The organism is Paractinoplanes brasiliensis (genome assembly GCF_004362215.1).
Taxonomy (GTDB): domain Bacteria; phylum Actinomycetota; class Actinomycetes; order Mycobacteriales; family Micromonosporaceae; genus Actinoplanes; species Actinoplanes brasiliensis.
This window is the reverse complement of sequence record NZ_SNWR01000001.1, coordinates 5558389-5579020: the sequence shown is the minus strand read 5'-3', so window position 1 is coordinate 5579020 and position 20632 is coordinate 5558389. Positions and strand designations below refer to the sequence as shown.

General features: G+C 70.0%; 18 protein-coding genes. 12 read left to right on the top strand and 6 right to left on the bottom strand.

What is annotated here, in order from left to right; translation table 11 throughout:
- Positions 1 to 38 precede the first annotated feature (38 nt).
- The gene (locus C8E87_RS25255) at positions 39 to 716 is read right to left on the bottom strand and encodes a hypothetical protein (protein ID WP_133875382.1); all 678 of its coding nucleotides are present in this window, start codon (positions 714 to 716) and stop codon (positions 39 to 41) included.
- A gap of 163 nt (positions 717 to 879) precedes the next feature.
- Complete coding sequence (locus C8E87_RS25250; protein WP_133875381.1) at positions 880 to 1620, bottom strand: hypothetical protein; 741 nt, start codon at positions 1618 to 1620, stop codon at positions 880 to 882.
- Positions 1621 to 1812: 192 nt separating this feature from the next.
- Here C8E87_RS25250 and C8E87_RS25245 point away from each other — a divergent pair, with 192 nt between their 5' ends.
- The 3 genes from C8E87_RS25245 to C8E87_RS25235 all read left to right on the top strand — a co-directional run bounded on the left by C8E87_RS25245 (position 1813) and on the right by C8E87_RS25235 (position 7657).
- Complete coding sequence (locus C8E87_RS25245) at positions 1813 to 3573, top strand: S8 family serine peptidase (protein WP_239080024.1); 1761 nt, start codon at positions 1813 to 1815, stop codon at positions 3571 to 3573.
- Positions 3574 to 3664: 91 nt separating this feature from the next.
- Entirely contained in the window at positions 3665 to 5539 is a 1875-nt protein-coding gene (locus tag C8E87_RS25240) for a S8 family serine peptidase (RefSeq protein WP_133875380.1), read from the top strand.
- Positions 5540 to 5737: 198 nt separating this feature from the next.
- Positions 5738 to 7657 carry a S8 family peptidase gene (locus C8E87_RS25235; protein WP_239080025.1) on the top strand — a complete coding sequence of 640 codons (1920 nt, stop codon included), beginning with the start codon at positions 5738 to 5740 and terminating at the stop codon, positions 7655 to 7657.
- Between the two features lie 92 nt (positions 7658 to 7749).
- Here the strand turns inward: C8E87_RS25235 and C8E87_RS46415 are convergent, their stop codons facing one another.
- Positions 7750 to 8469: a hypothetical protein gene (locus C8E87_RS46415; RefSeq protein WP_133875378.1), complete on the bottom strand. Its 720-nt coding sequence runs from the start codon at positions 8467 to 8469 to the stop codon at positions 7750 to 7752.
- A gap of 188 nt (positions 8470 to 8657) precedes the next feature.
- Here C8E87_RS46415 and C8E87_RS25225 point away from each other — a divergent pair, with 188 nt between their 5' ends.
- Genes C8E87_RS25225 through C8E87_RS25205 form a run of 5 tightly spaced genes read left to right on the top strand, consistent with a single transcriptional unit; the run spans position 8658 to position 13782 of the window.
- Entirely contained in the window at positions 8658 to 10415 is a 1758-nt protein-coding gene (locus C8E87_RS25225) for a S8 family peptidase (protein WP_239080026.1), read from the top strand.
- A 43-nt stretch (positions 10416 to 10458) separates the two neighbouring features.
- A complete protein-coding gene (locus C8E87_RS25220; RefSeq protein ID WP_133875377.1) occupies positions 10459 to 11058 on the top strand; it encodes a sulfite oxidase-like oxidoreductase in 600 nt (199 codons plus the stop codon).
- The gene (locus C8E87_RS25215; protein WP_133875376.1) at positions 11028 to 11783 is read left to right on the top strand and encodes a ferredoxin reductase; all 756 of its coding nucleotides are present in this window, start codon (positions 11028 to 11030) and stop codon (positions 11781 to 11783) included. The genes C8E87_RS25220 and C8E87_RS25215 overlap by 31 nt, the downstream gene beginning before the upstream one ends.
- An 8-nt stretch (positions 11784 to 11791) precedes the next feature.
- The gene (locus C8E87_RS25210; protein WP_133877075.1) at positions 11792 to 12052 is read left to right on the top strand and encodes a DUF6510 family protein; all 261 of its coding nucleotides are present in this window, start codon (positions 11792 to 11794) and stop codon (positions 12050 to 12052) included.
- A 2-nt stretch (positions 12053 to 12054) separates the two neighbouring features.
- Complete coding sequence (locus C8E87_RS25205; RefSeq protein WP_133875375.1) at positions 12055 to 13782, top strand: HelD family protein; 1728 nt, start codon at positions 12055 to 12057, stop codon at positions 13780 to 13782.
- On the opposite strand, the gene C8E87_RS25200 is transcribed toward C8E87_RS25205, so the two are convergent.
- Complete coding sequence (locus C8E87_RS25200) at positions 13779 to 14162, bottom strand: hypothetical protein (protein WP_133875374.1); 384 nt, start codon at positions 14160 to 14162, stop codon at positions 13779 to 13781. The genes C8E87_RS25205 and C8E87_RS25200 overlap by 4 nt on opposite strands.
- Before the next feature lie 219 nt (positions 14163 to 14381).
- Here C8E87_RS25200 and C8E87_RS25195 point away from each other — a divergent pair, with 219 nt between their 5' ends.
- Positions 14382 to 15182 carry an SGNH/GDSL hydrolase family protein gene (locus C8E87_RS25195; RefSeq protein ID WP_133875373.1) on the top strand — a complete coding sequence of 267 codons (801 nt, stop codon included), beginning with the start codon at positions 14382 to 14384 and terminating at the stop codon, positions 15180 to 15182.
- A gap of 195 nt (positions 15183 to 15377) precedes the next feature.
- Positions 15378 to 15674, top strand: coding sequence for a PLD nuclease N-terminal domain-containing protein (locus C8E87_RS25190; protein ID WP_133875372.1), 297 nt, complete (start codon positions 15378 to 15380; stop codon positions 15672 to 15674).
- A 212-nt stretch (positions 15675 to 15886) separates the two neighbouring features.
- On the opposite strand, the gene C8E87_RS25185 is transcribed toward C8E87_RS25190, so the two are convergent.
- On the bottom strand, positions 15887 to 16207 hold the full coding sequence (locus C8E87_RS25185) for a MerR family transcriptional regulator (protein WP_133875371.1): 321 nt from the start codon (positions 16205 to 16207) through the stop codon (positions 15887 to 15889).
- A gap of 669 nt (positions 16208 to 16876) precedes the next feature.
- Positions 16877 to 17584: an SDR family oxidoreductase gene (locus C8E87_RS25180; RefSeq protein WP_133875370.1), complete on the bottom strand. Its 708-nt coding sequence runs from the start codon at positions 17582 to 17584 to the stop codon at positions 16877 to 16879.
- 59 nt (positions 17585 to 17643) lie between these two features.
- On the opposite strand from C8E87_RS25180, the gene C8E87_RS25175 reads away from it, so the two are divergent.
- Both C8E87_RS25175 and C8E87_RS25170 read left to right on the top strand, forming a co-directional pair.
- A complete protein-coding gene (locus C8E87_RS25175) occupies positions 17644 to 18000 on the top strand; it encodes a MerR family transcriptional regulator (RefSeq protein ID WP_133877074.1) in 357 nt (118 codons plus the stop codon).
- Between the two features lie 220 nt (positions 18001 to 18220).
- Positions 18221 to 20536: a carbohydrate-binding protein gene (locus C8E87_RS25170; RefSeq protein WP_239080027.1), complete on the top strand. Its 2316-nt coding sequence runs from the start codon at positions 18221 to 18223 to the stop codon at positions 20534 to 20536.
- The last annotated feature ends 96 nt before the right edge of the window (positions 20537 to 20632 follow it).

Genomic DNA, 20632 nt, shown 5'->3' with positions numbered 1-20632 from the left:
CACTTCGGGCCGCTGCTTGTTGTCGTGAGCCGGGCGCCTCAGCGCAGGGCCGCCCACGCCTTCTCAAGCGCGGCGATGCTGACCGCCTGAGCGGGCGGCTTGTCGAAGTCGACGGCCACCGTGTAGGCGCTCCTCGTCGCGCTGGTCCGCCAGCAGATCAGCAGCGTCGGACGCTCCCTCGCCGGCACATTTTCGCTCACCGTCACCGACTTGGTGCAGGTGGCGTCCCCGACCGGCTTGCCGTTGCGCACCCAGGCCAGCTCCCGGTATCCGGTGAGGTCCTGCCGTGACGAGGCGACCTTGAAGGTGCGCCGCTCCTTCGGCGAGCCGGTCTGCACCACCTTGACCTTGGACTCGTCGACGGCGACTGCCGGCATCGGTGCTGGGTGGCGCACCTCCGTACCGAGCCGCTTGTTGGCCGACCTGGCCGCGTCGAGCCGCTCGTCGAGGCTCAACGGGCCGGAGGGCGCCGGCAACACCTGCCGGATCTCCGCCGTCGGCGTGGTGGTTGTCACGGGCGCGGGCCCGGAAGAAACCGGGGCTGACGTCGAGGGCTGGGGCGCCGAGGCGCTCGACGGCTCCTCGGACGCCTGGTCGCTTCCCTGATTGGCCAGGAGGAAGGCACCGCCGCCCACCACGGCCGCGAGCCCGGCCACTCCGATCGCCACGCGCTTGTTCCGGCGGATCCGGCCGCCGGAACTGTCAGCGTTGGTCATGTGCTCTGTCCTTCGCAGTTTCGGCTGACGGGCGGCCTCGCACGGACAGCGGGGCCACCCCCGAAGCCCCATCGTCGCACCGAAACAACACAAAAGGGTCGGATCGGAACTACAAGGAACCCCGGGGCGCAGTGGCTCCCGGGGTTCGACGAAGTCGGGCGGCTCAGCCCAGCCTGTCCCACTGGGTGTTGAGAGCGTTCACGCTCCTCGTCATCGGCGGGCTCCCGGTCTTCACGACAGTGAGCACCACGACGCTGCGGTTCTCGGAGGTACGCCAGCACAGCAGCATGGTCGGCCGCACCGACGCCTTGGCGCCCTCGGCGAACCGGAAATTCTGCGTGCACCGAGCACCGCCCACCGGCTTGCCGTCGTCGGCCGCCCAGAGACGCTCCCGATGACCGCTCAGGTCGTACTTCGCGGAGATGATTCGCATCGTGCCACCGCCGTCCAGCTCGCGAGTCTCCTCGGCGAGCGACTGCGCGTTGCGCACCGGCGCCTGCGACGGCGTGGCGAGCGGCCGCTGCAACGGATGACCCTCGCGGGCAGCCTTCGCACGGGCCGCGTTGATCTCGGCACGTACTCGTTCGGGATCGGCAGTCGTAGGCGCGGGCTTCGGTTTCTGCGCGGCCTTCGACGCCGGGGAGGCGGAGGCCGGCGACGCAGGCGAGGCGGAGCTTGGCGACCCGGGCGGAGCCGACACCGGCACGGACGGCACGGCCGCCGGCGAGGGGGCGAGCGACGAGGGCACGATCACCGGCGCGATCGCCCCCGTCTCCTGTGTCACCGCACTGTCGTCTCCGCCGGTCAGCAAGTACGCCCCGCCACCGGCCACGACCGCCAGCACCCCCGCGCCCGCGACGGCCCTTCGGGTCCGCTGTTTCCGTTCTTGATGGCTGACACCCATGTCTGGAAGCCCCTCAGTCTCGGTTGGCGCACCCCATGCTTGCACTCTTTCCGGCTCTTCAGGGCGAAACCGCTCAAAGCGCACGCGGTGCCGGCAGGCCCGGTGCAACCGATCTGCACCCGTCGCCTGGCTGCGTAGCGCGTCCTTCGTGCCGACTCTTCTCGTCGACCTCGAGAAAAGGTAGGACGACAAATGAGGACACCCCTGCGCCGCGCCGCCTTCGGCGCCATGGCCGCCGGCGTGATCGCGGGCGGAGCCGCCGTGGGACTGCCCGGCTCGGCCCCGTCCACGCACGCCGAAGCGCTGCTTCCCACCACGATCTCGCCCACCCGGCCGGTGCGCGTGGTCAGCACGACGGTCGACGATGAGGGCCGCCCGTCGGTGACCGTCCGCACCGCCACCGACCGCCCGGCCGCCGCCCGCCTGCTGCGGCAGGGCCGCAGCGCCGCCAACGCCGTGGGTGTCGAGGTGGATGCGCCGATGTCCGCGCTCGCCGTCCCGGCCGGCACCGACACGTACCGCGGCAAGCAGTGGAACCTCGACCGGATCGGTGCCGCGGACGCCTGGGAAACGGCGACGGGCAACGGGGTCACCGTCGCTGTGCTCGACACGGGCGTCGACGCCGGCCACCCCGATCTGGCGGGACAGGTGCTGCCCGGAATCGACCTGGTCGCCCGCACCCAGGGCGTCAGCAGCGATCCCCACGGACACGGCACCCACGTAGCTGGCACAATTGCCGCGCTCACCGGCAATGGCGCGGGCGTCGCGGGCGTCGCGCCGGATGCCAAGATCCTGCCGGTGCGCGTGCTGGACGCCGACGGCAACGGCTTCATGTCCACCGCGGCCGCCGGCATCGTGTGGGCCACAGACAACGGCGCCGACATCATCAGCTTGTCGTTCGGCTCGGCCACCCGCACCGCCGCGGTGAGCAGCGCCCTTCAGTACGCGCGGGACGAGGGTGTCCTGGTGGTCGCCGCGGCGGGCAACAGCCGCCTGGCCGGCAACCCGGTCACCTACCCCGCCGCAGACAAGGACGTCCTCGCGGTCGCGGCGACGGACGCGGGCAGCCAGGTCGCCGGGTACTCGGCCCAGGGCACCTATGTGGACGTGGCGGCGCCCGGCAACGACATCGTCAGCACCACGACGGGCGGCGGCTACGCCACCATGTACGGAACGTCGATGGCCGCCGCGCAGGTCTCCGCCGTTGCGGCGCTGGTCAAGAGCGCCGAGCCGACGTTCGGGCCGGACGAGATCGAGGCCGCGCTCGAGTACGCCGCCGTCGACCGAGGAGCCCGCGGCAAGGACCGGGACTTCGGCTGGGGCATCGCCGACGCCGCACGGGCGGTGGAGGCGGCCGGCCTGCTGGCCATGGAGGAGACGCCGGCCCCGGCGCCCACACCGACGCCGACCCGCACGGTGGCCAAGGCGAGCGTGAACATCATCGGCGGCGGCCGGTTCAACGTCGACTACGGCAGGTCGACGACCGCGACCTTCACGGTCAACCTCAAGGGCCGGCCATGGGCCGACCAGGCGGTCAAGGTCTGCACCGCCGACCCCGGGCCGGCCTTCGTCTGCGCCGACACCACCACCGACGGGCGCGGCAAGGTGGCCGTCACCCGGCCCGCGACCGGTCCTTACCAGGTGATGGTCGCAGTGGACGCGACCGACACCAGCAACGCCGCCACCTCTCGGATCGTGAGCTACGGCGTGCGCGCCAAGGTGACCGTGACCCGTCCGGCGCCGGGCTCGCTCATCGTGCGTCTCGACGGTGCCCGCGGACAACTCGTGCAGGTCCAGCAGCAGGACAAGAAGAAGGGCTGGGTCCGGGTCGTCGCCTACCAGGGCGACGAGGTGCGCGTGCTGACCGGGCTCGTCCGGGGCCAGCGATACCGCGCGGTCGTGTCGGAGCAAGCCGGCGTGCTCGGCGTGACCAGCCCGGTCGTCCTCGCCTGACCTGCAACCGGACTGCACCCTTCCGGATCACCAGGTGTGGTCCCCCGCTGCCGACTGTTCCGCTCGACCCCCAACCGGGAGAGGACGACCCGTGAAGAATTACCTCCGCCGTTATGCCGCCGGCGCTGTCGCGATCGGCGCCATCGCCGGCGGCGCCGCCATCGCCCTGCCCGCCAATGTCACCGCCTCCACCGAGTGGCACCCGGCCACTTACGGCCTGACCGAGACGCCGGAGCAGCTCCTGCCGACCACGGTCTCCACCGAGCAGCCCGTCCGGGTGGTCACCACCACGCTCGACGAGGCCGGCAAGCCGGTCATCAAGGTTGACACCACCACCAGCAGGACGGCGGCCGCGAAGGCCGTCAAGCAGGGCCAGAGCACGAAGAACGCCGTCGGGGTCGAGGTGGATGCCGTGGTGACCGCCACCGGCGTGCCGAGCGGCAGCGACACGTACCGACCCCAGCAGTGGGACTTCACCAAGATCCGAGTGGCCGACGCCTGGCCGCAGTCGACCGGCGCCGGCGTCGTCGTGGCGGTCATCGACTCCGGTGTGGACGCCGCGCACCCGGACCTGGCGGGCAACGTGCTCAGCGGGTACGACGCGATCGCGAACCAGGCGGGGGTCAGCACCGACCCGAACGGGCACGGCACGCACGTGGCGGGCACCATCGCCGCGGTCACCGGCAACGGCGCGGGGGTCAGCGCGATCGCCCCGGACACCAAGATCCTGCCGATCAAGGTGCTCGGCGCGAGCGGCAGCGGCTACATGTCGGACACGGCCGAGGGCATCATCTGGGCGGCCGACAACGGCGCCGGTGTGATCAACATGTCGCTGGGTGGAAGCTCCAAGCTCAGCGCGGTGAGCAACGCCATCATGTACGCCCGCAGCAAGGGCGTCGTCGTGGTGGCGTCCTCGGGCAACGACCGCGCCCAGGGCAGCCCGACCAACTACCCGGCCGCCGACGAGGGCGTGATCGGCGTGGCCGCGACCGACTCGGCCGATCGGATCGCCACCTACTCCACCGCCGGCAGCTACGTCGACGTGGCCGCGCCGGGCACCGCGATCCTGAGCACCTATCCGACCGCGCTGGCCGCCAACCCGTACCAGATTTTGAGCGGCACCTCGATGGCCGCGCCACACGTCGCAGCGGTTGCCGCCCTGATCAAGGCGTACCGACCGGCCCTCTCCCCCGACCAGGTGCAGGCGGCGCTGCAGAGCTCGGCCGTCGACCTGGGTGTGACGGGCCGCGACAACGACTTCGGCTTCGGCCGGATCGACGCGGTCGCGGCTCTCGCGGCCGCCGCCGGCAGCACCGCCGCGCCGTCGCCGACCGCCACCAGGACGACCAGCGCCACCCCGGCGCCCACCCCGTCGAAGACGACTGCCGCCCCGACGCCGAGCAAGACCACCACGAAGCCGGTCGTCAAGGTGCGCCCGGCGGTCAAGGTGACCGCGTCGCCGACCTCGGTCGTCTACGGCACAACGGTCACCGTCACCTACACGGTCACCGCCGCCGGCGCCCCGTGGGCCGGCAAACCGGTGCAGCTCGGCACGACCACGCCGGGCAAAGCGGCCTTCACCTACACCGATGCCACCACCGACGCGGCCGGCAAGGTGGTCCTGACCCAGCCCGCCATCGGTCGTTTCCAAGCCAAGCTGGTGGTGCCGGCCACCGAGACGTCAACGGCGACGGCCTCGGCGGTCACCACCTACGCGGTAAGGGCGTCCGCGACCGTGAGCAGCCCGGCGGAACAGACCCTCCAGATCGAGCTGGCCGGCGCGGTCGGCCAGAAGGTGCAGGTGCAGCGCTTCGAGCGGAAACGCTGGATCGTCATCGGCGCCGTGGTGGCGAGCAGCCCCGAAATCACCGTCTCGGGCCTGGTCTCCGGCGTCAGCCACCGCATCCTGGTGCCCAACACGCCCACCGTGGCGGGCCTGACCAGCGCCCCCGTGAAGATTTCCTGACCTCCGGCAGGGAGACCGCGAGCCGGCCCCGGATCGCCTTCGGGCGGTCCGGGGCCGTTCCGCGAGGCAGGCGCAACTGAGCTGCACCAGACAATTGTCTGGCCGATACGAAAGGCGCTGCCGATTCGTCTCCTCGACTACTTCGGGAGGACGACTTTGAGAAAGCACCTGCGCCGTTGCTCGGTTGGGGCTCTTGCCGTGGGGGCCGTCGCCGGCGTTGCCGCTGTCGCCCTGCCGGCTACGACCACTGCCGCTACCGAGTGGCAGCCCGCCACCTTCAATCTGAGCGCCGACAGTGAGACGTTGCTGCCGGCGACCGTGTCGGAGAAGCAGCCGGTTCGGGTTGTCACGACCAGCGTCGACGCGAGCGGCAAACCGGTCATCAAGGTCATTACCGCTACCAGCAAGGACAAGGCCGCCGGCGCAATCAAGGCCGGGCAGTCGGCCAAGGGCGCCGTCGGGGTCGAGGTCGACGCCGTCGCCACCGCGTCAGAGGTGCCGAGTGGCAGCGACACCTATCGCAGCCAGCAGTGGGACTTCAGCAAGATTTCCGTGGCGAACGCCTGGCAGAAGTCGACCGGGGCGGGTGTGACCGTCGCCGTCCTCGACACGGGTGTCGACGGCAAGCACCCGGACCTGGCAGCCAACATGGTGGCCGGCTACGACGCCATCGCGAACGGCAACGGCGGCGCCACCGACCCGAACGGGCACGGCACGCACGTGGCGGGGACCATCGCGGCCGTCACGGGGAACGGTGTCGGGATCAGCGCCATCGCTCCCCACTCCAAGATCATGCCCGTACGGGTGCTGGGGGCCAACGGCTCCGGCTACATGTCGGACGCCGCCGAGGGGATCATCTGGGCCGCCGACCACGGGGCCTCCGTGATCAACATGTCGTTGGGGTCGAGTTCCAAGGTCACGGCGGTCACCAACGCCATCTCGTACGCCCGCAGCAAGGGTGTTGTGGTCGTGGCGGCGGCGGGGAACGACCGCGCGAACGGCAGCCCGACCAACTACCCGGCGGCGGACGCCGGTGTCATCGGTGTGGCGGCGACCGACTCGGCCGACCGGGTGGCCAGTTACTCGAACGCGGGCAGCTACGTCGATGTGGCCGCCCCGGGGTCGAGCATCATCAGCACGTATCCGACGGCGCTGGGCACCAGAACCGGGTACGTCAGCATGAGCGGCACCTCGATGGCGTCCCCGCACGTGGCCGGCGTTGCGGCGCTGCTCAAGGCGGCCCGGTCGACGCTCACCCCGGACCAGGTGGAGAGCGCGCTCGAGACCTCGGCCGTCGACCTGGGCGCCAAGGGTTTCGACAACGACTTCGGCAACGGCCGGATCGACGCCGCCGCCGCGCTGGCATCGGTGAGCCCGGCGACCACAAGCCCGACCAGCCCGGCCACGACCGCGCCCACAACGGCCCCGACCACGACCGTCCCCACGACGACAGCTCCGACGACAACCGTTCCCACGACGACAGCTCCGACGACGACAGCCCCGACCACCAGCCCCACGCCGACGCCGAGCAAGACCACGGCCGTCCCCACGCCCACCCCGAGCAAGACCACCACCGCGCCCAAGGTCACTCCGGTGGTCAAGGGGACGACCCCGTCGACGTCGGTCGTCTACGGCAGCGCGGCCACGATCACGTACGCGGTGACCGCGGGCAACGCTGCCTGGGCCGGTAAGCCGGTGCAGATCGGCCTCAACTCCACCGGCTCGTCGGCGATCAGCTGGACCCGGTTCACCACCGACGCCAAGGGCAAGATCACCGTACAGATCAGGGGGTCCGCGCACTTCCAGGTCCGCCTGACCGCGCTCGCGACCGACACGTCCAACGCCGCGACGTCGGCTGTCACGTCGTTCACGGTCCGCTCGACGGCCACCGTGAAGAGCTCGGCCGCGCGCAAGCTGACCGTCAAGTCGAGCGGCCCGGTGCGAAAGGCCCAGGTCCAGCGGTACGCGGGAAACAAGTGGGTCGCCGTGAAGAGCTTCACCGCTTCTTCAGGCACGACCACCGTGACCGGGCTGCCGTCCGGCGCGAAGGTCCGCGTCGTCTTCCCCGCGACGACCAAGGTGGCCGGCCTGACCACCACCACCGTCAAGATCGGCTGAACTCGTACGACGTGAACCGGCCCCGGGACCTGACAACGGTTCCGGGGCCGCCGTCGTGGCCGGGCGAGCCACCCGCAGGCCGGCCGGCGTCGTCAGCGCAGTCGGGCCCACTCCCGTTCGAGTGCGGCCACGCTCTCCCGCGACGACGGCCGCCCACGCTGCGTCACGGCGACCACCACCACGCTGCGCTTCGGTGACACGCGCCAGCACACCAGCGTCGACGGCACTTCCCGCGGTCGGTCACCGGGGGAATTCCGTACGGTCCTGGTGCACCGCGCCCGCCCCACCCGCCATCCCGCGTCGCCGGCCAGGGCGAGTTCCGGTTGCCCGGTCAGGTCGAAGCCGGCCGACGTCACCCGGATCGTTCCGCCCGCCGCCTCCTCGTCGTGCCGGTTCACCAGCCCCGCGGCGGCCACCCCAGGAGCCGACGGTGACACGGACGGTGACGACGACGGTGTCGGAGTGGGCGTCGGCGTAGGCGTCGGGCTCGCCTCCTGCCGAACTCCGTCCCGCGTCGCCCGCCCGGGAACCGGAGCCGGCGCGGCCGCAGAGGTGGGCGAGGGTGAGGGCGAGAACGACGGGACCGGCCGCGTGACCACCGGCACCTCCAGGGCGGCCGTGTTCTCGGCAAGATCAATGGCCTGCGCCGCGAACAAACCCGCCGCGCCGAACACAGCCAGACCCGCCACCGCCACCCCGAACTGCTTGCGGCGCTGGATGCGCTTCTCTCGCTGCGAGGAGCGGTACACGCCGTTCTCGTCGTGCACAGTCATCACGCGTAGGTTTCCGTGGTCGTCCGACATCGGTTCCATGCTGCCACCCAGGACGGACAAACCTCACGAAAACGCCCCGCACCGAGCCGCGAACGTCCCCACCGGGCGCCGGAAACCCCGCACCGAGCGGCAAAATGTCCGACACCGAGCTGCACCGGGTTCCTTCCCGCGACGGCACCCGATCCGCCCGAACTGCCAAACCGTAGGCCGACGGAAGGCAGGCAGGTATGAAGAAGCTCGGTGCGGGTCTCTTGGTGTTCGGTGCGATGGCAAGCGGGATCGCTCTGACCCTCCCGGAACACGACCCGGGGCGGCACCCCAAGCCGACGTGGCAGCCGGTTCGTCACGGCCTTCATGTCCAGCCCCAGCGCCTGCTCCCGGCCGTCGTGTCCCAGACCCATCCCGTACGGGTGGTGAGCACCTCGATCGACCGGAACGGCCGCCCCGTCGTGTCCGTCGGCGCCGCCACCGATCACGACACCGCCTCGGCCCTGGTCGTCGCGGGGCAGCGCGCGCCAGGGGCGGTCAGCGTCGAGGCCGACGTGCCCGTGTCCGTGGCCGCCGCCGACCCGCTGCTGCCGGCGCAGTGGGACCTCGCTCGGGTGCGGGCCGACATGGCCTGGCCGCGTTCGACCGGCGCCGGGGTGACGGTGGCCGTGATCGACAGCGGTGTGGACTCGTCGCACCCCGATCTGGCCGGGCATGTGCTCCCGGGCGGCGACTTCATCACCGGCACCGAGGGCGCGGCCGTCGACCCGCACGGTCACGGAACCCACGTGGCCGGCACGGTCGCCGCGCTGACCGGCAACGGCGAAGGCATCGCGGGCATGGCCCCGGACGCCCAGATCCTTCCCGTACGCGTCCTCGACGCCAACGGCAACGGTTACATGTCGGACGTCGCCAACGGCATCGCGTACGCGACCGACCACGGCGCCGACGTCATCAACCTCTCGGTCAGCGCCACCTCGCAGGTCGGGGCGGTCACCAACGCCGTCGCGTACGCGCGCAGCAAGGGTGTTGTGGTCGTGGCCGCGGGCGGGAACGCACGCCGATCAGGCAGCCCGACCGCCTTCCCGGCCGCCGACCCGGGCGTGATCGCGGTTGCCGCCACCGCCTCGGACGACTCCGTGACCGCTTACTCCAATCGCGGCGGCTACATCGACGTGGCCGCTCCCGGCAGCGACATCACCAGCACGTACCCGGGCAACCGTTACGTCCGCATGAACGGCACGTCGATGGCCGCACCGCATGTGAGCGCCCTCGCCGCGCTGCTCAAGGGCGCCGACCGTGGCCTCTCGCCCGACCGGGTGGAGCAGGCGATCATCGGTTCGGCGGCCGATCTCGGGGTGCCGGGCCGCGACGACGACTTCGGCGCGGGCCGCATCGACGCCGCCGCCGCGCTGGCCACCCTGGCCCCCGCGCACCCGAGCCCGTCCACGGCCACACCCACCCCGCCGATCACGCTGCCGGCGGCATCCGCCACGCCGCCCGCAGCCGACACGCCATCCCCGTCCGACAGCGACACGCCGCCCACAGGCAGCCAGCCGTCCACAGGCAACGCGCCATCCACAGGCAACCCGCCGTCCGGGAGCAACACGCCGTCGGCAGGCAACACGCCCCCGCGCGCCGAGACGCCTCAGCCACCCGGGACCCCCACGCCCACCCCGGGCCCGCGCGCCCCCGAGGCCGCACCGACCCCGCCGGCACCGAGCCCGGCCCCGCGGGCCCCGAGCGAGGCTCCGTCCACGACACCCGCACCCGCCGCGCCGATTGTCCGCCTCGTCCGTCCGGGCTCCGGCCGCCTGTCGGTGTTCGTCATCGGCGTCGAAAACGTCCCCGTCCAGATCCAGCGGCACGACGCTGACGGGTGGACGACCGTCCTCACCTATCCCGCGACAAAGGTGGCACGTTTCGACGGACTTGTCCCAGGTCTGGACCACCGTGTCGTCGTGTCCGGCACAACAAGCGACGTAATCCGCCTCTGAGAGCGCTGTCCCGAGAATTGATCATGCGGTTTACTCATCAACCATGGGCATCATCTCCAGGGGATTCGGCGGCCGGCGGCGTGAGTCGGTGCCTGGCCTGCCGCCCGGTCAGTATCTGACTCACGACTTCCCGGTGCTGTCGGCCGGGCCGACCCCGCGCATCCCGCTCGATCGCTGGCGGTTCACCATCACCACCGAGACCGGTGAGAAGACGAGCTGGAACTGGACGGAGTTCCAGGCGCTGCCCGCCGAGGACTTCACGGTCGACATCCACTGCGTCACCAAGTGGTCGAAGCTCGGCACGACCTGGCGGGGTGTCTCGCTCGACACCCTGATGGAGAACGTCGAGTCGGCCGCCGACTACTCGATGGTGCACAGCTTCGGCGGGTACACCACCAACGTACCGATGGAAGATCTTCTCGACGGCAAGGCGTGGGTGGCGTACAAGTTCGACGGTGAGGATCTCGACCCCGAGCACGGCGGACCGGCCCGGCTGGTCGTTCCGCACCTCTATTTCTGGAAGTCGGCGAAGTGGGTCAACGGCCTGCAGCTGATGGACGAGGATGAGCCCGGCTTCTGGGAGGCCGCGGGCTATCACATGTACGGAGACCCATGGCGCGAACAGCGGTATCAGGGCGACTGAGGTGGCGGGTGGCGACGCTGTCCGAGGCCCGGTGGGAGACCTCGACGGCGCGCACGCTCGCGCTCGACGTTCCGGACTGGCCGGGTCACCTGCCCGGCCAGCACGTCGACGTGCGGCTGACAGCCGAGGACGGGTACAGCGCGCAGCGCAGCTACTCGATCGCCTCGGCCTGGCCGCACCCCGACGGCAAGGTCGAGCTGACCGTCCAGCGGCTCGACGACGGCGAGGTGTCGCCCTACCTGACCGACGTGGTCGAGCCGGGCGAGCAGGTCGAGCTGCGCGGCCCGGTGGGCGGCTGGTTCGTGTGGCGCGACAAGCAGCCGGCGCCGGTGCTGCTGATCGGCGGCGGCTCCGGGGTGGTCCCGCTGATGGCGATGGTGCGCGCCCGGGCCACCGCGGGCGCCAAGCAGCCGTTCCGGCTGATCTATTCGGTGCGCACGCCCGAGGACGTGCTCTACGCCGACGAGCTGCACCGGCGCGTACGGGATGACGCGGGTCTCGACGTGCACTTCGTCTACACGCGGAAGACTCCCGAGGGGTGGTCTTCGCCCCCGAAGAGGATCGACGTGGCCGCGTTGAACACGTACGGTTGGCCGCCGGACTTCCAACCGGACTGCTACGTCTGCGGTCCCACCACGTTCGTCGAGACCGCCGCGGACATCCTGGTCGCGCTCGGTCACGACCCGCGCCGGATCCGCACCGAACGTTTCGGGGGTACGTCGTGACAAACGGAATGCCGCTCGACGGCAACGCGATGGCGGGCGACCTGCGCGAGATCTTCGCCGTGGACGTGACCGCGGCCCGGTACAGGTGTGCGGGCTGCGCCCACTCCGACGCGGTCGGCACGCTGCTGCTCTGGCATCAGTCGCCGGGCCTGGTGGCGCGCTGCCCCAGCTGCGAGGACGTGGTCATCAAGGTCGTCCGCGCGCCCGACCGGGTCTTCCTCGACCTGCGGGGCAGCGTACGGCTCGAAGTGCCGCTCGAAGGCAACTGACCTTGACCACCGCCGGGGAGGGGCCGCCGGAGGATCCCCTGCTGGCCGAAATGGTTCGGGCCACCGCCGAGGCGGGCCCGGATTTCGTCGCGACCATCCGCGCCGACCAGGACGAGCTGATCAAGACCGCGCCGGAAAGCGTGCTGATCATCCAGGGCGGGCCGGGGACGGGCAAGACGGACACGGCGCTGCGCCGGGTCGCCTGGCTGCTCGGCGATCCCGACCTTGGGCTGACCGCCGAGCAGGTGCTCGTGGTCGGGCCGTCGCACGCGTTCGCCCAGCGTACGCGGGGTCTGCTCGACCTGTGGGGCTGCGCCGGGGTGGCGCACAGCTCGATCGACGGGCTGCTGCCCAAGGCGTCGACCGGCCGGCCCGAGGCGCCGCACGTCATCCGGCTCAAGGGTGAGGCGCGGATGGCCGGGCTGCTCGAACGGGCGCTCAGGCAACGGGCCCAGGTGCCGGCCACGATCACCGTACGGGGTCAGGAAGTGCCCCTCGACCCGGCGACGATTCAACGGGTGATCGCCACGGCCAAGGCGAGCGAGGCGGGCCCGGGTGATCGGCGGCGCCTGCTGCGCGCGGCCCTGGTGGCAGGCACCCAGGACCCGAAACTGATCTTGGAGGCGGCCGACCTGCTGGCCGAGCGGTTGTGGCCGGAGTTCGACGCGGCGACGTTCCTGGCCGGGCTGTTCGGCTCGCGGGCGTTGCTGACCGAGGCCGCGGGCGGCGAGTTCACCGAGCGTGAGATCACCGCGTTGTACCGGGTGGACGACGACGAGCCGCCGTTCAGCGAGGCCGACCTGCCGCTTCTCGACGAGGCCCAGCACTTGTCGGGGCAGGAGCCTCAGACGTACGCCCATGTGGTGGTCGACGAGGCGCAGGACCTCTCCCCCATGCAGCTGCGCGCGGTCTCGCGCCGTTCGGCCAACGGCTCACTGACCGTGGTCGGCGACATGGCGCAGTCGACGGGGCCGTGGGCGCGCGACGACTGGCACGACGTGCTCGCGCACCTGCCCGAGCTGATGCCGCACGTGCACCGGGAGCTGCGGTTCGGCTATCGGGTGCCACGTCAGATCTTCGACCTGGCGGCCGAGTTGCTGCCGACCGCCGCGCCGAGTGTGCAACCGCCGACGACCGTACGGGAGGGGCCTGCCGACCCGGTGATCGCGCCGGTGGACCCGGCCGGGCGGGCGGCTGTCGTGGTGGCGGCAGCAGCGGATCATGCCGCGGACGGGCGTTCGGTGGCGATCGTCTGCCCGGCACGCTGCCGTGACGAGGTCGAGGAGCTGCTGCGGGCCGAGGAGCTGCCCTGGCGGACGTCTCCCGGCGACGAACGCAGTCCGGCGATCACCCTGCTGGGGCCGCACGAGGCGAAGGGCCTGGAATTCGACGCGGCGATCGTGGTCGAGCCGGGGTTCATCGTCGACGACGACCCGCGCGGGCATCGGCTGCTCTACATCGCGCTGACCAGGGCGACCGGTCACCTGCACCTGGTCGGCGCGCCCGAAGACCTGCCGGCCGGGGAACCCGTCGCCGTCGCGGCGCCGGCGGTGGAGGAACCCCCTTCCCCCGAACCGCCGGCGCCGCCCGCTCCCCTCGATCCCCACGTGCAAGAACAGATCGACATGGTGGCTCACGCGCTGGCCGAGACGCTGCTCGCGAACCTCACGCCGGAGTTGTGGCCGGTGGCGCTGGACCGTCTGATCGAACTGATCAGCCCGGATTCCTAGTTGCGGAACCCGCTCCTCAGGCGCTGGGCGAGGGACACCGGGGCAGGTGTCCGGCTCGGCGCCGGGCGCGATGCGGGTGACGGGCTGGACCGGCCGACCGGGCGGTCGTAGTCGGCGGTGGCGATCGCCTCGATGATCTGGCCGTCGCCGAAGTTCTCGGACTCGGGGATCGAGGGAACGAAGCCGACCAGGATGCCGTTGCGCATGATCTGGGCCTCGAGACCGGCCGTGCCGTCGTTGTCCCAGATCGCCTCGCGGCCGTCGGGGAGCACGACGCGGATGCCGTACTGCGTGATGCCGGCCTGAGGCAGCTTGACATGGGCGAAGACGTTGCGTGCTCGTAGCGTGTCGACTATCCGCCGTGCCCGTTCTTCTTCCATGTGAGGAACGTAGTCGCGAGGCCTGAGGACACCCTGAAGATCGGCTGTGCCCCTCGTGTGAAAACGCGGCCGCCGTCAGACATCGATGCAGGTCACATCGACGTACGTTACTACTCTGTAACGGGAAAGTCACCGTCTGTCTTTTATCAGTGCCCTGAATTACCGTTCAGTAACCGGAGCGCTCCGGCTTCCTCTCCCACCCGGACCGGAGGCCACCCCATGGGCAGACGCCTATCCCTTCTCGCCTGTCTGGTCACTGCCACCCTGTTGACGTTCGGCGTCGCGAGCCCCGCCACCGCGGCCGCGAGCTACGCGTCGACCGACTACGTCGCGCTCGGCGACTCCTACTCCTCGGGAGTCGGCGCGCCCGGCCAGAGCATCCTGTGTTTCCGCAGCTCCCAGGGCTACCCCGGGCAGTGGGCGGCGCGCAGCAACCCGAAATCGTTCACCGACCTGAGCTGCAGCGGGGCCGAGACCGGCGACGTGCTCGACCTGCAGATCCCGTTCCTCAGCCGCTCGGCCGACCTGATCACCATCACGATCGGCGGCAACGACGCGGGCTTCGCCTCCACCGTGCTGGGCTGCCAACTCGGCACGGACGCGGCCTGCGCGGCCAAGGTCAACGCGGCCCGTACGGACATCACGTCCTCGCTGCCGGCCAAGCTCGACGCCACGTACGCGGCCATCAAGCGCAAGGCCCCGGACGCGCGAGTGATCGTCCTCGGCTACCCCGCGCTGTTCGACACGTCGTCGTCCTCGTGCGGCATCGTCGGGATGAGCCTGGCCAAACGGCGGGTCCTCAACGAGGGCGCCCAGGTCCTCAACCAGGTGATCGCCGCCCGGGTCGCCGCGGCCGGCTTCACGTTCTCCGATGTGCGCGACGAGTTCGCCGGACACGGCATCTGCTCGTCGAGCCCCTACCTGCACGGCCTCACCGTGGTGCCCCCGCAGAACTCCTTCCACCCCAACCTCAACGGCTACACCAACGGCTACCTACCCGCCCTCGTCAGCGCGCTGTAACCCTTTCCCCGTACGGGGGTGACCCGCTCGCGCCCGCCTGGAACCACTGAATCGATCCGGTGGTCCCGGGCGGGCGTGAGTCGTCCGCGCCCCACCCGGGACCGCAGAAGCCAGCCATGGGTTCCGGACGAATGTGACTTGACCGCACCCGTCCGGGACCGCTGGATCGAGCCGGCGAGCGGCATTGTCTTGCCCATGGCCCAGGTGATCGCTCTGCTGCTGATGCTCGATGTCGCCCTGGTGATGATCGCCTTGGTCGACTGTCTCCGAGCCGACGAGAGCGCCATCCGCACCGCGCCGTGGGCCGCCTGGATGTTCGCGATCCTGCTGATCAGCCCGTTCGGCGCGATTGCCTGGTTCGTCAAGGGCCGCCCGGTCGCCCCCGTCCCGCTACGGCCGCGGCCGGCCTTCGTCGCCCCCGACGACAATCCCGACTTCCTGAAGTCCCTGGCGGCCACCCTGCGCGACCGCGACCACGACCCCGACCGCTGACGCCGAAGTCCCGGGCCACCGCCTCTGCGCGATTCAGCCCCTGACCACCCGCCGCTGATCCCTCAAGTCGAACCACCCACCCCGGACCGGCCACCCCCATCGGCGAAATCATGGCCGCTGATCGGCGTCGATGGGTTCGGATACGCGAAACGGCCCCTCTCGTGGTGGAGAAGGACCGTAAGGCTTTGGGGGAAGGTCTACAAATCGTTGCTTCAGACGGCGCCGGCCTCCTGGCCTTTCTGGAGTTCCCGGTTGTGCCGGAGAGCTTCTTCGAGCTGGTCTTCGAGGATGATTATCCGGCACGCCGCGTCGAGGGCGGTGCCCTGATCGACCATCTCGCGGGCCCGCACGGCCAGGCGCAGCTGATAGCGGGAGTAACGGCGGTGCCCACCGGCGGAGCGGAACGGGGCGATCAGTTTCGCCTCGTCGAGCCGGCGCAGGAAGTCCTGTGACGCGCCCACGATCTCGGCAGCGCGGCCCATCGTGTAGGCGGGATAATCGTCGTCATCAAGCATGTCGTCGGATGGGGCCATAAATACCTCTCTGCGAACGGGACGAGGGCCCCGGCGCGGAAGCGCCGGGGCCCGGGATTACAGGTTGAATACACCATCTACCGACACCATGGTCGGGTTCTCTTTTCCGCACCGCGCCAGTTTCAGCGGGTGCGAGGATCGCATAAGCGTGACCGGAGACCACCTCACAATCGGTGAGACTACGGTGTCCACCGCAGAACCGGGATTGCATCCTGACGGCGGGCGATCCAACGGCGTTCAGCCCTCCCTTTCCTCTGCTTTTGTTTCCTGTCACTGCATCCCGCCGGCGCCGGAGCCCACGCGACTTCATGGCCCCACCGCGTGCGGCAGGTCTTTCCTGCATCAGGCGAAGCCCCGAACGTGCCTCGGCCTCGCCTGCGTTTTGCCCTGACCTGGAATTACGTCAAGGTCTTGTGGTGCCTTACCTCTTACCTTGCTCACGGTGATGCCTTTCCACCGCGGTGGCCGGGCGAGCCACGGAGTGATCCGGGCCCTGCTTGACGCCTCGACCAGCTTGTCGGCGTTTCTACCGATTTCTGCTGTCAACGGAGGCAACGTTACCCGCCCCCACCGAGAAAGTCTAGTTTTTCGGAACCAGATTTTCTCGGCGGGCGTGTCGAGGCTTCGCGGATCGACGGACGGCTAAGCCCTGCTCACCGTCCGTCCTCCTCAGGACCGCAGCAGGTCGTACGGGTCGCTGTAGTACGCACGGGGGTCGCCCGAGAGACCGGCCTTCGCGACGCGGGACCACTCGTCTGCGAGGACCTCCCAGTGGCCTGCCTCGAGCCCGTCCAGCCCCGCCTTGACGATCACCGCGGGGTGAGCCTTCGGCACGTCGTAACCCGCCGTCATGTCGGTGTCGGCGGCCCCCAGGTGCAGTCCGGTGACCTGCGTCCCCTGGTCGGCCAGCTCCAGACGTACGCCGTTGGTCAGGGCCCACTGCGCCGACTTCGACGCCGCGTACCCGCCGGATCCCTGGAACCCGATCCACGACAGCACGGAGAGCACGTTGAGGATCGCGCCCCCGGCCAGTTGCGGCGCGAACGCCCGGATCATCGAGAGGGTTCCCCAGTAGTTGGTGTCCATCTCGCGATGGAGTTGGTCGAGGTCACCCGTGACCAGGCCGGCACCGAGAGCCGCGCCGGCGTTGTTCACGAGCAGGTTGACGTCGCCGGCAGCCGCAACGGCCGCAGCGACGGAGGCGGGGTCGGTGATGTCCAGCGGCAAGACCTCGACACCGGGGGTGTCGACGAGTTCGGGCCGGCGCGCCGTGGCGTAGACCTTGGTGGCGCCGCGCTCGAGCAGTTGCGTGGCGAATTGGCGGCCGAGGCCGCGGTTTGCCCCCGTGACCAGGGCAATCGCTCCTGAAATGTGCATGCCGGTACGCTAGAACTTGACACCAGTGACAAGAACAACGATCTGTGGCGGTGGTCACTTTGCGTATCGGTGAACTGGCCGCCCGAGCGGGCGTGAGCACGCGTTCGCTGCGCTACTACGAGCAGCAGAACCTCCTCCCCGCCGAGCGCACCTCCACCGGCCAGCGCCGCTATACGGAGCCGGCGATCGACAGGGTCAAACTCATCCAGCGCCTGTACGCCGCCAACCTGTCCAGCCGCACCATCGCCGAGCTGCTCCCCTGCCCTCGCGCCGGCATCACCCCGCAGGTGGCCCAATCCCGCCTGGCCGCCGAACGCGAACGCATCGACGCTCAGATCGCCGAACTCACAAGAGCCCGAACCCAGCTGACCGAAGTAATGGCCGAACTGGACCACCCCATGGACGACTGCCTCTGACGGGCATCGATGATGCGGTCCGCGGTTGCCCGGTTCGAGGCCGGCGGAACAGTTCCTACCCTGCCGGTGCTCGAACGGCTGGCGACGGCGTTGGACGGGCGGCTCAGGATGGCCCCGAGGCGGCCTCAATCCGGCGTTTCGCGGGTGTTGCGGGTTAGTTAAAGAGGTTAATAAACTCTCCTGGCAGATAGCAGATGATCTATCTCTTGGGGAGACCTTGGTGAAGCGATCCATGACCGCGGTGCTCGCCGTCGCATCGACGGCGATGATGTTCCTGGCCGCCGCGCCCACCCCCGCCGGAGCGCAGCCACGGTTGACCGGCGAGGCGGAACCGCGAGCAACCAGCCGGGAACAAGCACGTGGGAACAGCGGGGAACAAGCGGGCGAGAACAGCGGCGGCCAAGCGCGCGGGAACAGCGGGGCGAAACCGTGGGTGACCGGCTCGTACTCGACGGGTGCGGCGAACGCCTGGGTGCCGCTGCCCAAGACGGCGCCGGGCGCGAAGGTCGACACGACCGTGGTGGTGGACCCTTCGCAGGAGCGGCAGCAGTACAGCGGCATCGGGTTCTCGATCGATGAGACCAGCGTGTCGAACCTGTGGAAACTGACGCCGGCCGAGCGTGAGAAGGCGGTCAAGCTGCTGGTCGACCCTCGCCACGGCGCCGGGTTCGACCGGTTCCGGCTCACCATCGGCAGCCCCGACCTGATCGAGCACCTGCCGTTCTGGTCGTACGACGAGTTGCCGCCCGGCGTCACCGAGGACTTCGAGCTCAAGTACTTCTCGATTCAGCGCGACATCGACCTGCACATGGTCGACACGATCAAGCTGATCCAGAAGCACAACCCGCAGGCCACCTTCTTCGCCTCGGCCTGGAGCGCGCCGGCCTGGATGAAGACCAACAACCGGTTCACCGGCGAGGTCGCCCTCAAGCCGGGCAGCACGACCGAGCACTACCAGGTCGGCAAGCTCCGCGATGACTGCATTGACGTGCTGGCCCGCTATTACGTCAAGTACATCCAGTCAATGCGTCAACATGGAATCAACGTTGACGCGATCACCTTGCTCAACGAGCCGGGCATGGACGTCGTCTATCCCGCCATGGACATCAGCGTCGAGCAGCAGCAGAAGCTGAGCGTCGCGATCAAGCGGGAGTTCGCCAAGAACCGGCTGAAGACCCAGCTCTACGTGCACGACTTCAACTTCTGGGACTGGCGCGACCCGAACAGCACGACCACCAAGAACTACTACCGGATCTTCAACGACCCGGCCACGCGCAAGGCGGCCGACGCGATCGCGTTCCACCCGTACTGGGGTGACCCGGCGGTCATGCGGGACGCTTATCAACAGTTCGGCAAGCCCGTCCACATGACCGAGACGAGCGACCTCAACCCGGCCACGGTGCTCAGCTACTTCCGGTTGAACGCCGGCAGTTACACGCTGTGGGCGCAGGCCACCGACCAGACCGGCGGCACCCTGCACTGGACCGACAAGCGCGACAACAACGTGGACTGGGAGGAGGTCGGCCGCACCACCAAGTGGCCCGATCGCCTCGTCAAGGTCAACACCGAGACCAAGACCTTCTCCGTACGGGATGAGCTCTACCCGCTCGGCCAGTTCGCGCGCTACCTGACCCCGCACGACGTACGCGTCGAGTCGAGCGCGCCGGCCGCCGGGGTGAGCAACGTCGTCTACCGCGACGGCAGCAAGTTCACCGCGATCCTTGCCAACTCGACAGACCAAACCCGGAATATCCGAATTGTTCTGGGCGGGAACGCACAGGGGCCGGGCGGGGGAACGCAGATCGTGACCGTGCCGGCCCATGCCTTCGCCACCTACCAGTGGAAGGCCGACGTCCCTCGCCGAGACCACGCGCCCGTCCTGCGCAGCGTCCCGCCGCTGACGGTCGACCAGTACGCCACCACCCAGTTCCGGCTGCAGGCCACCGACCGTGACCGCGACCACCTCGCCTACTACGCGACGGAGTTGTCCACAGGCGTGTCCGTGGACGCGTCCACAGGTGTGGTGACGCTCAACCCGGCAACTGCGGGTGTCCAGCGGCTGACCTTCCACGTCACCGACGGCGCGTCGCGCGACACGGTCACGGTCGAGGTCACCGTCCGACCCAAGGGCGCCCCCATCGGCGTACGGGTGGAAGCCGAGTCGTATGCCGAGCAGCACGGGTGGACCGAGGGCGGGGCGAACTTCGTCGAGAGCAACGCGGGCGCCAGCGGGGGCAGGAACATCGGCTGGACCGCCGCCGGCAACTGGCTCAGCTACCGCGTCGACGTCGCGCGGGCCGGGACGTACGACCTGGAACTGCGCGTCGCCAACGGCACCGGCGCGGCGGTCACCGACGCGATCTCCTTCCGCGACGCCGCCGGCACAAAGCTGGCTACCGTCTCGGTGCCGGACACGGGTGGCTGGGCCACCTACCAGTCGGTGCACGTGCCGGTGACGCTCGCCGCCGGGGACCAACTGCTCACGGTGTATTGCGAGACCGGCGGCTTCAACCTCGATTACCTCACGCTGAGCTGACCCAGCCGGCCACGCTGACGGCCCAGCTCAGCTCACGGCCCAGCTCAGCTGACGCCACCCGCAACGCCAACAGCCCAGCTCAACCGACGCCACCCG